The 16,009-nt window shown below is 35.7% G+C and carries 13 protein-coding genes and 2 pseudogenes; all 15 read left to right on the top strand.

What is annotated here, in order from left to right; genetic code table 11:
• Positions 1–199 precede the first annotated feature (199 nt).
• The 15 genes and pseudogenes from murE to ACQKNI_RS09535 all read left to right on the top strand — a co-directional run bounded on the left by murE (position 200) and on the right by ACQKNI_RS09535 (position 15,958).
• Positions 200–1,675 carry a UDP-N-acetylmuramoyl-L-alanyl-D-glutamate--2,6-diaminopimelate ligase gene (gene murE, locus ACQKNI_RS09605; protein ID WP_088230179.1) on the top strand — a complete coding sequence of 492 codons (1,476 nt, stop codon included), beginning with the start codon at positions 200–202 and terminating at the stop codon, positions 1,673–1,675.
• A 22-nt stretch (positions 1,676–1,697) separates the two neighbouring features.
• Positions 1,698–2,672 carry a phospho-N-acetylmuramoyl-pentapeptide-transferase gene (mraY, locus tag ACQKNI_RS09600; protein WP_088230178.1) on the top strand — a complete coding sequence of 325 codons (975 nt, stop codon included), beginning with the start codon at positions 1,698–1,700 and terminating at the stop codon, positions 2,670–2,672.
• On the top strand, positions 2,673–4,025 hold the full coding sequence (gene murD, locus ACQKNI_RS09595; protein WP_088230177.1) for a UDP-N-acetylmuramoyl-L-alanine--D-glutamate ligase: 1,353 nt from the start codon (positions 2,673–2,675) through the stop codon (positions 4,023–4,025).
• A 90-nt stretch (positions 4,026–4,115) separates the two neighbouring features.
• Positions 4,116–5,207 carry a stage V sporulation protein E gene (gene spoVE / locus ACQKNI_RS09590; protein WP_088230176.1) on the top strand — a complete coding sequence of 364 codons (1,092 nt, stop codon included), beginning with the start codon at positions 4,116–4,118 and terminating at the stop codon, positions 5,205–5,207.
• Positions 5,208–5,310: 103 nt separating this feature from the next.
• Positions 5,311–6,405: an undecaprenyldiphospho-muramoylpentapeptide beta-N-acetylglucosaminyltransferase gene (murG, locus tag ACQKNI_RS09585; protein ID WP_088230175.1), complete on the top strand. Its 1,095-nt coding sequence runs from the start codon at positions 5,311–5,313 to the stop codon at positions 6,403–6,405.
• 61 nt (positions 6,406–6,466) lie between these two features.
• Positions 6,467–7,372, top strand: coding sequence for a UDP-N-acetylmuramate dehydrogenase (gene murB / locus ACQKNI_RS09580; protein ID WP_088230174.1), 906 nt, complete (start codon positions 6,467–6,469; stop codon positions 7,370–7,372).
• 98 nt (positions 7,373–7,470) lie between these two features.
• Entirely contained in the window at positions 7,471–8,247 is a 777-nt protein-coding gene (gene divIB / locus ACQKNI_RS09575; RefSeq protein ID WP_088230173.1) for a cell division protein DivIB, read from the top strand.
• Positions 8,248–8,646: 399 nt separating this feature from the next.
• Positions 8,647–9,948 (top strand): cell division protein FtsA, encoded by a 1,302-nt coding sequence (ftsA, locus tag ACQKNI_RS09570; RefSeq protein ID WP_071713197.1) that lies wholly within the window; start codon positions 8,647–8,649, stop codon positions 9,946–9,948.
• A 39-nt stretch (positions 9,949–9,987) separates the two neighbouring features.
• Positions 9,988–11,139, top strand: a complete 1,152-nt coding sequence (gene ftsZ, locus ACQKNI_RS09565) for a cell division protein FtsZ (protein ID WP_088230172.1) — start codon at positions 9,988–9,990, stop codon at positions 11,137–11,139.
• 366 nt (positions 11,140–11,505) lie between these two features.
• Positions 11,506–12,423: a sigma-E processing peptidase SpoIIGA gene (gene spoIIGA, locus ACQKNI_RS09560; RefSeq protein ID WP_140417318.1), complete on the top strand. Its 918-nt coding sequence runs from the start codon at positions 11,506–11,508 to the stop codon at positions 12,421–12,423.
• A gap of 19 nt (positions 12,424–12,442) precedes the next feature.
• Positions 12,443–13,162, top strand: coding sequence for an RNA polymerase sporulation sigma factor SigE (gene sigE / locus ACQKNI_RS09555; protein ID WP_000976947.1), 720 nt, complete (start codon positions 12,443–12,445; stop codon positions 13,160–13,162).
• A gap of 156 nt (positions 13,163–13,318) precedes the next feature.
• Complete coding sequence (sigG, locus tag ACQKNI_RS09550; RefSeq protein WP_000197755.1) at positions 13,319–14,098, top strand: RNA polymerase sporulation sigma factor SigG; 780 nt, start codon at positions 13,319–13,321, stop codon at positions 14,096–14,098.
• Positions 14,099–14,263: 165 nt separating this feature from the next.
• Complete coding sequence (locus ACQKNI_RS09545; protein ID WP_088230170.1) at positions 14,264–14,548, top strand: YlmC/YmxH family sporulation protein; 285 nt, start codon at positions 14,264–14,266, stop codon at positions 14,546–14,548.
• Positions 14,549–14,690: 142 nt separating this feature from the next.
• A pseudogene (locus ACQKNI_RS09540) lies at positions 14,691–14,804 on the top strand (IS607 family transposase); the annotation flags it as partial.
• A pseudogene (locus ACQKNI_RS09535) lies at positions 14,801–15,958 on the top strand (RNA-guided endonuclease InsQ/TnpB family protein). The pseudogenes ACQKNI_RS09540 and ACQKNI_RS09535, both read left to right, overlap by 4 nt.
• The last annotated feature ends 51 nt before the right edge of the window (positions 15,959–16,009 follow it).

The raw sequence follows: 16,009 nt of genomic DNA, 5'->3' as shown, positions 1-16,009 counted from the left end.
AGTATGTTTTATGGTACAATTGGTGGAAGTGAGTTCTTTATAGAAGAGTTACTTAATTTGAGGCCGTAAGAGTCTCAGTTATAAATAGGTCTATTTCATAGACGACAGTAGCACTTACCTCCTATTTTACATAATTAGGAGGTAACGTGTTGCTTATTAAAAAAGAGATAAATACACAATGTAGAGAGGGTTTAGTGAAATGAAGTTGCATACACTTGTATCATGTTTGCATGATTTTCCAGTTGTTCCAAAAGAAAATCCAGAAATCACATCTATAGAAGCTGATTCACGTAAAGTGAAAGAGGGAAGCTTATTTGTATGTATGAAAGGATATACGGTTGATAGCCATGATTTTGCTAAGCAAGCAGCGGCACAAGGAGCGGCTGCTATTGTTGCGGAAAGACCAATTGATGTTGACGTTCCAGTTGTACTTGTGAAAAACACTTTTCGTTCGTTAGCGGTTTTAGCTGATTATTTTTATGGTCAACCAACACACAAGTTACATTTAATCGGAATTACAGGTACAAATGGAAAGACAACAACATCGCATATTATGGATGAGATTATGCGCGCACATGGTCATAAAACGGGGCTAATTGGAACGATTAATATGAAAATCGGTGATGAAACATTTGAGGTGAAAAATACAACGCCAGATGCACTAACACTTCAACAGACGTTTTCAAAAATGGTTGAACACGGTGTGGATAGCACAGTAATGGAAGTTTCGTCGCATGCTTTAGATCTTGGTCGTGTACACGGATGTGATTACGATGTAGCGGTGTTTACAAATTTAACACAAGATCATTTAGACTATCATAAAACGATGGAAGAATATAAACATGCAAAAGGGTTGCTATTTGCACAACTTGGCAATAGTTATAATCATAATCGTGAAAAATACGCGGTACTGAATAACGATGATGCTGTAACAGCGGAATATATGAGAAGTACTGCAGCAACTGTTGTAACGTATGGAATTGATACAACAAGTGATATTATGGCCAAAGATATCGTTATGACGAGTGGCGGAACTACATTTACACTTGTAACACCATTTGAAAGTGTAAATGTTACAATGAAATTAATTGGTAAGTTCAATGTGTATAATGTTTTAGCTGCGACAGCGGCAGGGCTTGTTTCTGGTGTAAGTTTAGAAACAATCATTGATGTAATAAAGGAACTAGCTGGAGTTCCAGGACGTTTTGAAGTAGTTGATGGTGGACAAAATTATACAGTTATTGTTGATTATGCCCATACACCAGATAGCTTAGAAAATGTATTGAAAACCGCAAAACAATTTGCAAAAGGCGACGTATATTGTATCGCCGGTTGTGGCGGTGATAGAGATCGAACGAAGAGACCGATCATGGCAAGTGTTGCAACAAAATATGCAACTCACGCAATTTACACTTCAGATAATCCAAGAAGTGAAGATCCAGGGGCTATTCTAGATGATATGGTACAGGGTGCAAATGGAAATAATTATGAAGTAATTATTGATAGAAAAGAAGCGATATACCATGCAATTTCTAACGCGAAAGCTGAAGATATTATTATTATTGCTGGTAAGGGTCATGAAACATATCAAATTATTGGTAAAGACGTCCATCATTTTGACGATCGTGAAGTCGCTAAAGAAGCAATTATAGAGCGTTTAAACAACGAAGAGTAACAACGTGAGAGGAGGACTACATGTGCTTGAGCAAGGTTTATTAGTAACGGCTGGGGTAGCATTCTTAATTTCTGTTGCCCTTTCGCCATTGTTTATTCCATTTTTAAGAAAATTAAAGTTCGGACAGAGTATTCGTGATGAGGGACCAAAGTCACATCAAAAAAAATCAGGGACACCGACGATGGGTGGTATTGTCATATATGTATCTATGATGGTGACTACCCTTATTATGGCGATTAAGTTTAACAATTTAGGTGCAGAAGTTTCTTTATTATTATTGGTGACATTTGGTTACGGATTGATTGGATTTTTAGATGACTACATAAAGGTAGTTAAGAAGAGAAATCTTGGTTTAACATCAAAACAAAAATTAGTAGGACAGCTTATTATTGCTATTGCGTTCTTTTTAATTGGAAAAGGGCAAGCATTTCACACATACATCATGATTCCGGGAACGGATGTTAAGTTTGAATTAGGTTGGGCGTATTTTGTACTTGTACTATTTATGCTTATTGGTGGATCAAATGCAGTTAACTTAACTGACGGTTTAGATGGTTTATTATCAGGAACAGCTGCTATTGCATTTGGAGCATTTAGTATTATTGCTGTAGCACAAGAGCAATTTGGAGTAGCAATATTCTGTATGGCAGTTGTAGGAGCTGTACTTGGATTTTTAGTATTCAATGCGAATCCAGCAAAAGTATTTATGGGAGACACAGGTTCCTTAGCTTTAGGTGGTGCCATCGCAGCTGTGGCAATTTTATTAAAACAAGAATTGCTACTTGTAGTTATTGGTGGCGTATTCGTAGCGGAAACTTTATCTGTTATTATTCAAGTTATTTCATTTAAAACAACAGGAAAACGTGTCTTTAAAATGAGTCCATTACATCATCATTATGAATTATGTGGTTGGTCAGAGTGGCGCGTCGTGGTAACGTTTTGGTCTGTAGGATTTTTATTAGCTGTGTTAGGAATTTATATCGGGGTGTGGATGTAATTGAAAACTGTAACTGAATTTCAAAATAAAAATATTCTTGTATTAGGCATTGCAAAAAGTGGTTATGCAGCAGCTACCTTGTTACAAAAAGTAGGGGCAAATGTTATTGTAAATGACGGAAAGCCTTTAGCGGAAAATGTACTTGCTGCAGAATTGCAAGCAAAAGGAATGGACGTTGTATGTGGTGGTCATCCTTTGGAATTGTTAGAGAGAAATATTTCTCTTGTTGTAAAAAATCCAGGGATTCCGTATTCTAATCCAATATTAGTTGCTGCGAAAGAAAAGCAAATTCCAATAGTTACAGAAGTCGAATTAGCATATCGTATTTCAGAGGCACCATTTGTTGGAATTACGGGATCTAACGGTAAAACGACAACGACAATGCTTACGTTTGAAATGTTAAAAGAAGGACAAAAGCATCCTGTTATTGCAGGAAACATAGGGACTGTTGCTTGTGAAGTAGCGCAGGATGCAAAAGAAAATGAAGTTGTAGTTACAGAACTTTCATCGTTTCAATTGATGGGAGTAGAATCGTTCCAGCCTAAAATTGCTGCGTTTTTAAACTTATTTGAAGCCCACTTAGATTATCATGGGACGAAGAAGGAATATGGTTTAGCAAAAGCAAATATTTTTAAAAACCAAACAGAAAACGATTATAGTGTAATAAATGCAGATGATGCAGATGTGATGGCCTTATCTGCGAATACTAAAGGTCAAAAAATACTGTTTTCGACAACGAAAGAAATTGAAGATGGTGCGTATATAAAAGATAATGCTCTTTATTTTAAAGGGGAAAAAGTTGTTGAAGTAAGTGATATCGTTTTACCAGGGCAGCACAACTTAGAAAATATTTTAGCTGCGATGAGTATTGCGAAATTGTTAGGTGTTTCTAACGAAGCGATTACGGTAGTGTTAAAACGCTTTACGGGTGTAAAACATCGTTTAGAATATGTAACAACTATTAATAATCGTAAGTTTTATAATGACTCAAAAGCGACAAATATGTTAGCGACTGAGAAAGCATTATCTGCTTTTACACAACCGATTGTGTTACTAGCAGGTGGGCTTGATCGTGGAAATGAATTCGATGATTTAATTCCATATTTCAAAAATGTAAAAGCGATTGTAACATTTGGACAAACAGCACCAAAATTAGTAAGAGCGGCAGAAAAAGCGGGATTAGATATAATTGAAAGTGTCGATACTTTAGATGAAGCGGTAGTGAAAGCTTATGCCCATTCTAAAGATGGTGATGTTATCCTTCTTTCTCCAGCATGTGCGAGCTGGGATCAATTTAAAACATTTGAAGAAAGAGGAGACATTTTTATACAAGCTGTGCATAAACTTATATAAAGTAAATCAAAACATCAGTAGGCTAACACCTACTGATGTTTTGTTACATAGGGCAAAAGGTTCTGCCTAAAGAGGTGGTGTTTATGGGTAATGAAGAAATCGCCTGATTTTATTCTCATCATCGTTACGCTCTCGCTTTTGACAATTGGAATGATTATGGTTTATAGTGCGAGTGCAGTTTGGGCCTCTTATAAAATGGGGGACTCATTCTTTTTTGCAAAACGACAATTACTGTTTGCAGGTCTTGGTGTAGTAGCTATGTTTTTTATAATGAAAATTGATTATTGGGTGTGGCGTACGTATTCAAAAGTGATTTTGCTAGTTTGCTTCATTCTTCTTATTCTCGTTCTTATTCCAGGAGTAGGTCTTGTTCGAGGAGGAGCACGAAGTTGGATTGGGATCGGAGCATTTTCGATTCAACCGTCAGAGTTTATGAAGTTTGCGATGATAATTTTCTTGGCAAAATTTTTAGCGGAACGGCAAAAATTAATTACATCTTTTAAACGTGGTTTATTACCGGCTCTTAGTTTTGTGTTTCTTGCTTTTGGGATGATTATGTTACAGCCAGACCTCGGTACAGGAACGGTAATGGTTGGGACGTGTATCATTATGATATTTATTTCAGGAGCAAGGGTCTTTCACTTTGCAATGTTTGGTTTGGTTGGCGTAGCAGGATTTGTAGGGTTAATTGCATCAGCACCGTATCGAATGAAACGCATTACATCATATTTAGATCCGTGGTCAGATCCGCTCGGAAGTGGATTTCAAATTATCCAATCATTACTCGCAATTGGACCTGGTGGATTATTCGGGCTTGGACTTGGACAAAGTAGACAAAAATTTCTTTATTTACCTGAACCACAAACAGACTTTATATTTGCAATCTTATCCGAGGAATTAGGTTTTATTGGTGGTTCATTTGTGTTATTATTATTTAGTCTATTATTATGGCGCGGGATTCGTATAGCATTAGGAGCGCCAGATTTATATGGTACGTTTTTAGCAGTAGGTATTGTGGCGATGATTGCGATTCAAGTAATGATTAATGTTGGTGTTGTAACAGGATTGATGCCTGTTACGGGTATTACTTTGCCGTTTTTAAGTTATGGTGGATCAAGTTTGACATTAATGTTAATGGCAGTAGGTGTATTATTAAATATAAGTCGCCATTCTCGCTACTAAACCCTGTTTATAAGACAGGGTTTTTCGTATGTGTGTGAAAATACAATATGTACATAGAAATAAATACGATTGAAATAAGAAATGAGAAGCGGAGGAGTTAGTAGTGCGTGTATTAGTAAGTGGTGGGGGTACTGGGGGCCATATTTATCCGGCTCTTGCTTTAATTAGAGAAATAAAGAAGTTAAATCCAGAAGCAAGGTTTTTATATATTGGTACAGAAAATGGATTGGAGAGTACAATTGTTCCAAAAGCAGGTATACCGTTTCAATCTATTGTTATAAGTGGATTTAAACGAAAAATATCGTTAGATAATGTGAAAACAGTGATGCGTTTCCTAAAGGGTGTACAAGATAGTAAACGATATATTCGTCGTTTTAATCCGGACATTGTGATTGGAACAGGTGGATATGTATGTGGCCCAGTTGTGTATGCTGCAGCAAAATTAGGTATTCCAACTATTGTACATGAACAAAATAGTGTACCAGGTGTAACAAACAAATTTTTAAGTCGTTATGTTGATAAAGTTGCTGTTTGTTTTGAAGCAGCGACAGAACATTTTCCACAGTCAAAAGTGGTTATGACAGGCAATCCACGTGCCTCTGAGGTGATGGATCAAAATGGAATGAAAGGAAAACGTTCAGTAGGTTTATCTCTTCCTAAAAAATCCGTACTTATTTTCGGAGGGAGTCGTGGGGCTAGACCGATTAACGATGCTTTTGTAGAGGCGATAGAACAATTTGGGAATAAAAGTTACGAAATCTTGTATGTAACAGGTGAAGTACATTATGACAAAGTGATGGAAGCAGTGAAGCAAAAGGGGAATCCGAATAATGTCATCATTAAACCTTTTATTCATAATATGCCAGAAGTACTTACAGGTGTAGATCTTGTTGTTTCAAGAGCGGGGGCAACAACACTTGCAGAGTTAACAGCGTTAGGTAAGCCAAGTGTGTTGATTCCGAGTCCGTATGTAACAAATAACCATCAGGAAAAAAATGCACGTTCAGTTGTTGATAAAGGAGCAGCAAAAATGCTACTTGAAAAAGATTTAACATCTGAAACGCTAATTCGTGATATTGATGAGATTTTATTAGATGCACAAACATTACAAAATATGAAGCTAGCTGCTAAACAATTAGGTATTCCAGATGCGGCGAATAAGCTGTATGAAGTAATGAATCAACTTGTAAAAAAATAACGTTAGGTGAACGCCCTGCATACTACTGTAATAAGGAGACTTAATATGGGGGAGATCGTTTATGGAACAATTAGTAAATGAGCTTATAAAAGCAAATGTTGGTCGAGTATTAGTTAACGAACCGTTAGCGCGTTATACTACTATGAAAATAGGTGGACCAGCTGATATTTTAATTGTACCAAAGCATGTTACCGGTATTGAGAAAACATTGCAGTTAGTAAAGAAATATAAAACAAAGTGGACTGTAATTGGTCGTGGTTCAAACCTTCTCGTATCTGATAAAGGGATAGAAGGTGTCGTTATTCGTTTAGGAGAAGGATTAGACCACTTAGAGGTCGAAAACCATAGAGTAAGAGTTGGTGGTGGATATCCCCTTATTAAATTGTCAACTTTACTTAGTCGCCAAGGGTTAGCTGGACTGGAATTTGCAAGTGGTATTCCAGGGAGTGTTGGTGGCGCAGTGTATATGAATGCAGGAGCACATAAATCAGATATATCAAGTATATTATCAAAGGCTCTTATTCTGTTTGAAAACGGAACAATTGAGTGGTTGATGAATAGCGAAATGGAGTTTTCTTATCGTACATCTGTATTACAAACGAAACGTCCTGGTATTGTTTTGGAAGCTGAGTTTCAATTACAGGTTGGAGAGCGTGAGGAAATTATAAGAAATATGCAAAAAAATAAAGATTACCGCCGCGAAACGCAGCCGTGGAATCATCCTTGTGCAGGAAGTGTATTTCGGAATCCCCTCCCAGATTTTGCAGGACATTTAGTAGAAAAAGCGGGGCTTCGTGGTTATCGAATAGGCGGAGCTCAAATTTCTGAAATGCATGGGAATTTTATTATTAATACTGGAGGGGCTTCAGCACAAGATGTATTATCCTTAATCGCATTGATAAAACATACAATTAAGGATAAATTTGGTTTAGATATGCATACAGAAGTAGAAATCATTGGAAGATAACGGTTATTCGTTCCGCTCATTATCATTTATGCTATAATAAGAAGATAAGAACGGCATGAGGAACATGCCGTTCTTTATGTTACATAGGGGGATCGTACATGAAAAATAGTAAAGTGATTAAACTACAAGATCGTGTACCAAAGTTGAAAAATCAAAAGAAAAAAAACAAAAACAAAAAAAATGTTAATCATCGATTGATTTTATACATATCAATTTTATTTTTATTAGTACTCTTTTTAATTTATTTTCGGTCTCCGCTTAGTAATATAAAAAAGATAAGTGTACTTGGAAATCATTATATGACAGATGAACAAGTGATGAAGGAATCGGGTGTGACATATGATACAAGTTATTTCCGAGTGACAGCACATAAAGCAGAAGAAAACTTAACGAAACGAAAAGAAATTAAAGCAGTAAATGTAAAAAAACGTTTTCCGAACAAAATTGATGTTCATATTGAAGAGTATGTAACGATTGGTTATATAAACAAAGATGGAAAATTACAACCTTTATTGGAAAATGGGAAAACACTTGATGTACTCCCGAACGGAAAACTTCCTGTTGCAGCACCAATTTTTGAACCCTTTAAAGAGGAGAAAATGAAGGAGTTAATTGCTGAGTTAGAAAAGTTAACACCGACTATTTTAAGATCTATTTCTGAGATTCGTTATTCACCGACGAATGCGAATGAAGACCATCTTACTTTATATATGAATGAAGGGTATGAAGTGAGCACTACGATTCAAAATTTCGCAAAGCGTATGGAAGCGTATCCTCTTATTTTAAAAACAATTGAACCAGGTAAGAAAGTATTAATTGACTTAGAAGTAGGGGCGTATACAAAAGAGTTAGGATCAGAAGAAAAAAAAGAATAGAACGGTAGTTTTCGTTGCGTTATTACAGAAAAACAAAACGAACGTTCTGCTTAGTGCATATGAATTTACAAGAATGGTTCATTTGATGAAAAATATGTAAAAATTCTTAGATTCATACTAGGATTGGTACAAGTTTCACTTTTCTATGAGTACATCTTAGTGTAGACTTATACTTGGCGGTAATCTTTACACTTGAAATAGAATTATTTCGAGATAAGCAGTTATTTACAGTTTACTGCGATATTCTTAAATGAATGTTAAATAAAAATAAGAAAAATATAGGGTTAAAAAAGGGAAACGTATAAAGACGTTGAATATTTTTCTTATAAATAGTAAAGTTGCGATTGTTGTTCCATATATTGAGTTGTATGGTATAAATAAAGAAGGAGGTGCCAAAGAATGAACAGCAATGAAATATATGTTAGTCTTGACATCGGTACATCCAATGTTAAAGTCATCATTGGTGAAATGGTTAATGACAGCTTAAACATTATTGGTGTTGGAAATGTTAAATCAAGTGGTTTAAAGAAGGGATCGATAGTTGATATAGACGAGACTGTTCGATCAATTAAAAAAGCAATTGAACAAGCTGAGCGCATGGTGGGAATCCACATTGAGCAAGTTGTAGTAGGTGTCAATGCAAACCAGGTACAGCTACTTCCTTGTCATGGAGTAGTCGCTGTTTCAAATGAAGATCGTGAAATCGGGAATGAAGATGTCTTACGCGTTCTAGATGCAGCACAAGTTGTGTCAATTGCTCCTGAACGTGAGTTTATTGATGTGGTACCTCGACAGTTCATCGTAGACGGTCTTGACGAGATTAACGATCCACGCGGGATGATCGGTGTAAGATTAGAAATGGAAGGTACACTTATTACAGGCTCGAGAACTTTACTACATAACCTACTTCGTTGTGTAGAAAAAGCAGGTCTTGAAATTGTTGATATTTGTCTTCAACCGTTAGCGGCTGCGACAGTTGCTATATCTTCAGATGAAAAAAATAGAGGTGTAGCCCTTGTTGATATTGGGGGAGGTTCTACAACGTTATCTATTTTTAAAGATGGAGAGTTACAAGCGACGAGCGTATTGCCATTAGGTGGAGACCATATAACGAAGGATATTGCGATTGGATTGAAAACTTCAACAGAAAATGCAGATCAAATTAAGCTGAAATATGGACATGCTTTTTATGATACAGCATCTGAAGAAGAAATGTTTACGGTTCCTATTATGGGAAGTGATCAAACAGAACAGTATTCACAATTGGAATTATCTGATATTATCGAGGCTCGTGTAGAGGAAATTTTAATGTTTGTACAAGAAGAAGTACGCAAGCTAGGAATCAAACAAGTTGCTTCTGGTTATGTACTAACTGGCGGAATTGCTTCTATGCCAGGTGTTCTTGATCTTGCATATGATATTTTACATGAAAATGTTCGTATAGCGACTCCAGATTATATTGGTGTGCGTGAGCCTCAATATACAATTGGAGTTGGATTAATTAAACACTCTTATCAAAAAGCTAAATTACGTGGAAAAAACGTGCAGGAAAAACAAGAGCATTTTGAACCAGTACCTGCACCAATGCCGGTACAACAGCAACCTGCGAAACAAAAAACGCGTAATCAAAACAATAATAATCAAAATGATGACCGTATGATGTCAAAAGTAAAACGTGTATTCCGTTATTTATGGGATTAAAATTGGACACGAAAAATGAGGTTCTAGGGGGATTTCGACATGTTAGAGTTTGATACTACTCAAGATCAATTAGCGAATATAAAAGTTATCGGTGTCGGCGGTGGCGGAAACAATGCTGTAAACCGTATGATTGAACACGGTGTACAAGGTGTAGACTTTATCGCTGTGAATACTGATGCACAAGCATTAAATCTATCAAAAGCTGAAACAAAAATGCAAATTGGTGGAAAATTAACGCGCGGACTTGGTGCAGGCGCAAACCCTGAAGTAGGGAAAAAAGCTGCAGAAGAAAGTAAAGAGCAAATCCAAGAAGCACTTCGTGGTGCGGATATGGTCTTCGTAACAGCTGGTATGGGCGGCGGAACTGGAACTGGTGCAGCTCCAGTTGTTGCTCAAGTTGCAAAAGAACTAGGCGCATTAACAGTTGGTGTTGTAACACGTCCATTTACATTTGAAGGACGTAAGCGTGCAACACAAGCAGCATCTGGTATTGCTGCATTTAAAGAAAATGTAGATACGTTAATTGTAATTCCAAACGATCGCTTATTAGAGATTGTTGATAAAAATACGCCGATGTTAGAAGCGTTCCGTGAAGCGGATAACGTATTACGTCAAGGTGTTCAAGGTATTTCTGATTTAATTGCAACACCAGGTTTAATTAACTTAGACTTTGCAGACGTAAAGACAATCATGTCTAATAGAGGTTCTGCTTTAATGGGTATCGGTTCTGGTAATGGAGAAAATCGTGCTGCTGAAGCTGCGAAAAAAGCGATTTCTAGTCCATTATTAGAAACATCTATTGATGGAGCTCAAGGTGTTATTATGAACATTACGGGTGGAGCTAACTTAAGCTTATATGAAGTACAAGAAGCGGCAGATATTGTAGCTTCGGCTTCAGATCCAGAAGTAAATATGATCTTCGGTTCTGTTATTAATGAAGGATTAAAAGATGATATCGTTGTAACTGTAATTGCAACTGGTTTTGATGACAGTATTGCAACTCAACCACCAAAACCAATCATCCGTCCGACTGCGAATCATACGCAACAGCAACAACCAGTAGCTCAACCTTCAAAACAACGTGAAGTAAAACGTGAAATGAAGCGTGAAGAGCCAGTTGTACATGAGCGCCATTCAGACTCAGATGATATCGATATTCCAGCATTTTTACGTAACCGTCGTAGACGATAAAAGAGAAGGAGCTTTCATGCTCCTTTTTTGTTTTTTAAATGGAAAAGATCTGCTAAGCAGGTCTTTTTTTATTTCGTATATTTCAATTTACTTCGCATTAGTTACCTGTAAAGCTAGGCTGTTTACACCTCACTAATTACAGTTTCACTTTATAACCGTAGTAAAGTTTAAGTTAGATTATATAGTTCAATTAATCTGTTTATAAAAAATAAAAGTATATCACGCTATAAAACTATACTTTTATTTTTTACCGACAGATTATGTCTAGAAATCACAAAATAACAAAAAAACACCTCCGCAAATTGACACACTTTCCTATTGGATATGCATTATACTAGTCTCAACTTAAAAAAAGAGGTGAATTGTTTGGTTGTTTACGCCGACATTGTTTGGTTGTTAAACGCCTGCATTGATTTTCTTTTACTACTATTAACAGCTACTGTGTTAAAAAAGAAAATCAAGAGATGGAGGCTTGTGTTAGGGGCATTTATAGGTTCAACCATTGTTATTTTTGCCTTTACTCCTTTTGCTTCTATGATGACACATCCTATTATGAAACTACTGTACTCGTTACTTATTGTGTATACAGCATTTGGGTTTACAACGTTTAGAAATTATGCACAAACAGTTTTTACTTTTTACTTTGTAACCTTTATGGTTGGCGGGGGATTAATTGGAACGCATTTCTTTTTGCAAACGAATGAAATGGTAAATGGATTGGTTCAAGCTCAATCCATTTCTTACGGCGATCCAATTAGTTGGTTATTTGTTATTTTGGGCTTTCCAGTAATTTATTATTTTTCTAAAAAGCGTATTGAAAGCGTAGAGATCACAAAAATACACTATGATCAAATTGTGAGAGTGAAAATTAAATTAGCTGAAGAAGAATTAGAACTAGCAGGTTTAATTGACAGCGGGAATCAACTGTACGACCCATTAACAAAAACACCCGTTATGATTATGCATATTTCATCATTAGAGCATTGTTTGCCAGCTTGGTTAACAGAACAAATTTATTCCAAAACAGAGATTCCTCAAATACCAGAAAATGATTCTGGATGGGCGACAAGATTACGCCTAATTCCTTTTCGTGCAGTTGGGGTAGAGAGTCAATTTTTATGGGCAATTAAGCCGGACAGTGTGCAAGTTGATCATGAAGGTAGCTCTATTGTTGTAAACAAAGTATTAATTGGGTTAAATACACAACAATTGTCTACCAATGGAGAGTATCAATGCATTGTACATCCGAAAATGTTGATTTCACAAAAGATGGTAATTGCTTAATTATGAGAGGCGGGATAATATGATGAAATTAAAATTTTATTTAGTATACCTTTGGTATAAAGTATTGCTGAAATTAGGAATTAAGACCGATGAAATTTATTATATTGGTGGAAGTGAAGCGTTACCACCGCCGTTAACGAAAGAAGAAGAGGAAGTTCTTTTGAATAAATTGCCAAAAGGAGATCAGGCAGCGAGATCATTACTTATAGAACGCAATTTACGGCTAGTTGTATATATAGCAAGAAAGTTTGAAAATACAGGGATAAATATTGAAGATTTGATTAGTATAGGAACAATTGGCCTTATTAAAGCGGTAAATACATTTAATCCAGAAAAGAAAATAAAATTAGCAACATATGCATCGCGTTGTATAGAAAATGAAATTTTAATGCATTTGCGCCGGAATAATAAAAATCGTTCAGAAGTTTCTTTTGATGAGCCGCTCAACATTGATTGGGATGGTAATGAACTGTTGTTATCAGATGTATTAGGTACAGATGATGATATTATTACAAAAGATTTAGAGGCTACTGTAGATCGTCACCTTCTAATGAAAGCATTGCACCAATTAAATGATCGAGAAAAACAAATTATGGAGCTTCGGTTTGGGCTTGCTGGAGAAGAGGAAAAGACCCAAAAAGATGTGGCGGATATGCTTGGGATTTCGCAGTCATATATTTCGCGTTTAGAAAAAAGAATCATAAAAAGATTACGAAAAGAATTTAATAAAATGGTGTAGAGAATAAGACCAGCCTTTATCTAGGCTGGTCTTATTTTGTTTAGTGGTATGAGAAAGGTAACTAAAATGAAAAGTGAAGAGAAAACCACATGCATAAAATCCCCTTCAAAGGAAATACTTTACACTGTACAGCAACTCCCGATAGGAGGGAACACTTTGACGAGAAACAAAGTAGAAATTTGCGGTGTTGATACAGCTAAACTTCCAGTACTAAAAAATGAAGAAATGCGTAAATTATTTCGTGAAATGCAAAGTGGAGAGATAAGCGCAAGAGAGAAATTAGTGAATGGAAACTTACGTCTTGTACTGAGCGTCATCCAAAGATTTAATAACAGAGGAGAGTATGTTGACGATTTATTTCAAGTTGGTTGCATCGGACTTATGAAATCAATTGATAACTTTGATTTAGGCCAAAATGTAAAATTTTCAACGTATGCTGTGCCGATGATTATTGGGGAAATACGCAGATATTTGCGTGATAATAATCCGATTCGTGTATCTCGCTCATTACGAGATATCGCGTATAAAGCGTTGCAAGTAAGAGAAAAGTTGATTGCAGAAAATTCAAAAGAACCAACAGCGATGGATATTGCAAAAGTTCTTGAAGTGACTCATGAAGAAATTGTTTTTGCTTTAGATGCGATTCAAGATCCAGTTTCATTATTTGAGCCGATTTATAACGATGGGGGAGATCCTATTTTTGTTATGGATCAGTTAAGTGATGAAAAACAAAAGGACGAGCAGTGGGTTGAAGAGTTAGCATTGAAAGAAGGGATGAAGCGTTTAAATGATCGTGAGAAAATGATTATTCGAAAACGTTTCTTCCAAGGAAAAACACAAATGGAAGTTGCAGAAGAAATTGGGATTTCTCAAGCGCAAGTATCACGTTTAGAGAAATCAGCTATTAAACAAATGAATAAAACGATTCAAGGATAAGGTTTCACCATTTATGGTGAAACCTTTTTATATGTAATATAGTTTTTCTTCGCTCATAGTAGGGAAGCTGTGTTCATATAATGAAAATCATATGGGGTTAGTAGAGAGTGCTTCCTGTAAATTTGAGAAACAGTGTTTTTCAATTCGTCATATATAAGGGAGAGGATGAAAGTGATAAGAATTTCGGAGTTGCAGATGAAAGAGATAATAAATGTGTCAGATGGAAAAAGGCTTGGGAATATTGGAGATATCGAAATCGATATGAATACAGGGAAGATCGGGTCTATTATTATTTCCAAACAGGCACGCATGTTAGGGATTTTTGGGAAGGACGTAGAAATTGTAATTCCTTGGGAGGAAATTATGAAAATTGGGGAAGATGTCATACTTGTAAGAGTAAATCCTGTTAATTCTGTAACAGAATCAATACAAACACCGACAATTTCATAAAGAATATTACAAATTCCTCTTTTTTTTCCGTTGGCATTATTAAAAAATAAAAGTATGGTAAAATAGACAGGAAGTACCATGCTTTTTTTGTTATTTTAATTAAAAGGAGCTAAATACAGTTATATAAAATATACAAAAATAATCTCTACAGGAAGAGATTATTCAAGACTTACTATCTATCGTTCATGTATTTAGTTGTAGAATTTATGGGTTAAGGAAGTATAAAAAGAAAATATCGGAGGATAAAGCTGTATGAAAAGAGCATATCTAATAGAAATCCATCCGACAAAAGAACAAATAACCCAAATAAATCAGACGATTGGTGTGTGTAGGTATGTTTACAACCTGTATATCTCTAAAAACAAAGAGCTGTATGAAGCCGAAGGAAAGTTTCTAGGTGGGTATGACTTTTCTAAATGGTTGAACAATGTCCATACAAAAGAATGTGATCAGTGGATAAAAGAAGTATCCAGTAAAGCTGTAAAACAAGCTATTATGAACGGGGAAAAAGCTTTTAAGCGATTTTTTAAAGGTTTATCTAAATTTCCACGATATAAGAAAAAGAAGAAGCAAGATGTGAAGTGCTATTTTCCTAAAAACAACAAAACAGATTGGACAGTAGAAAGGCATAGAGTAAAAATCCCTACAATTGGTTGGATAAGGTTAAAAGAATATGGATATATCCCTAAAGATGCAACGGTAAAAAGTGGCGTAGTATATCAAAGAGCAGGAAAATATTTTGTATCTGTACTTTGTGAAAGAGAAGAAGTAAGGGTAAAACCAATATTGAATAATATAGGTCTAGGGATTGATTTAGGGTTGAAGGATTTCGCTGTACGTAGTGATGGAAAGACTCACAAAAATATAAATAAAACAGTAAAAGTAAAAAAGATAGAAAAACGGTTAAAACGTGAACAACGCTCTTTATCGCGAAAATATGAAAATCTAAAAAAGAGAGGTGGAAAATCTGTTACTATTAAAAGAGCGAATATAGATAAAAATGTTCTTAGGGTGTAAAAGTTGCATGCTCGATTAGCGAATATTCGACTAGAGTATGTAAAGTCTATTGTAACGAATGTGGTGAAAACCAAGCCAAGGTTTATTACAGTGGAAGATTTGAATGTAAGAGATATGCTGAAGAATAAACATCTATCTAAAGCAATTTCCAAGCAGTCTTTTTATAATTTTAAAACGTGGCTTTTGACGAAATGTGAGGAATATGGAATTGAATTACGTCAAGTAGACCGATTTTATCCATCTTCAAAGTTGTGCTCCTATTGTGGTCAAAAGAAAGCAGATTTAAAATTATCTGACCGGGTATATGAATGTGAATGTGGTAATGCAATGGATAGGGATTTGAACGCAGCGAACAACCTTTTACAAGCAAAAGAATATACAATACTAACGTAAATAGATTGTATATATACGGTGGGCTACATCGGAATTTACGCCTGTGGAGTG

Origin of the sequence: Bacillus sp. NPDC094064, from assembly GCF_050279585.1 — a bacterium.
Taxonomy (GTDB): domain Bacteria; phylum Bacillota; class Bacilli; order Bacillales; family Bacillaceae_G; genus Bacillus_A.
The sequence above is the reverse complement of the archived record's forward strand: the minus strand, read 5'-3'. Positions and strand labels throughout refer to the sequence as shown.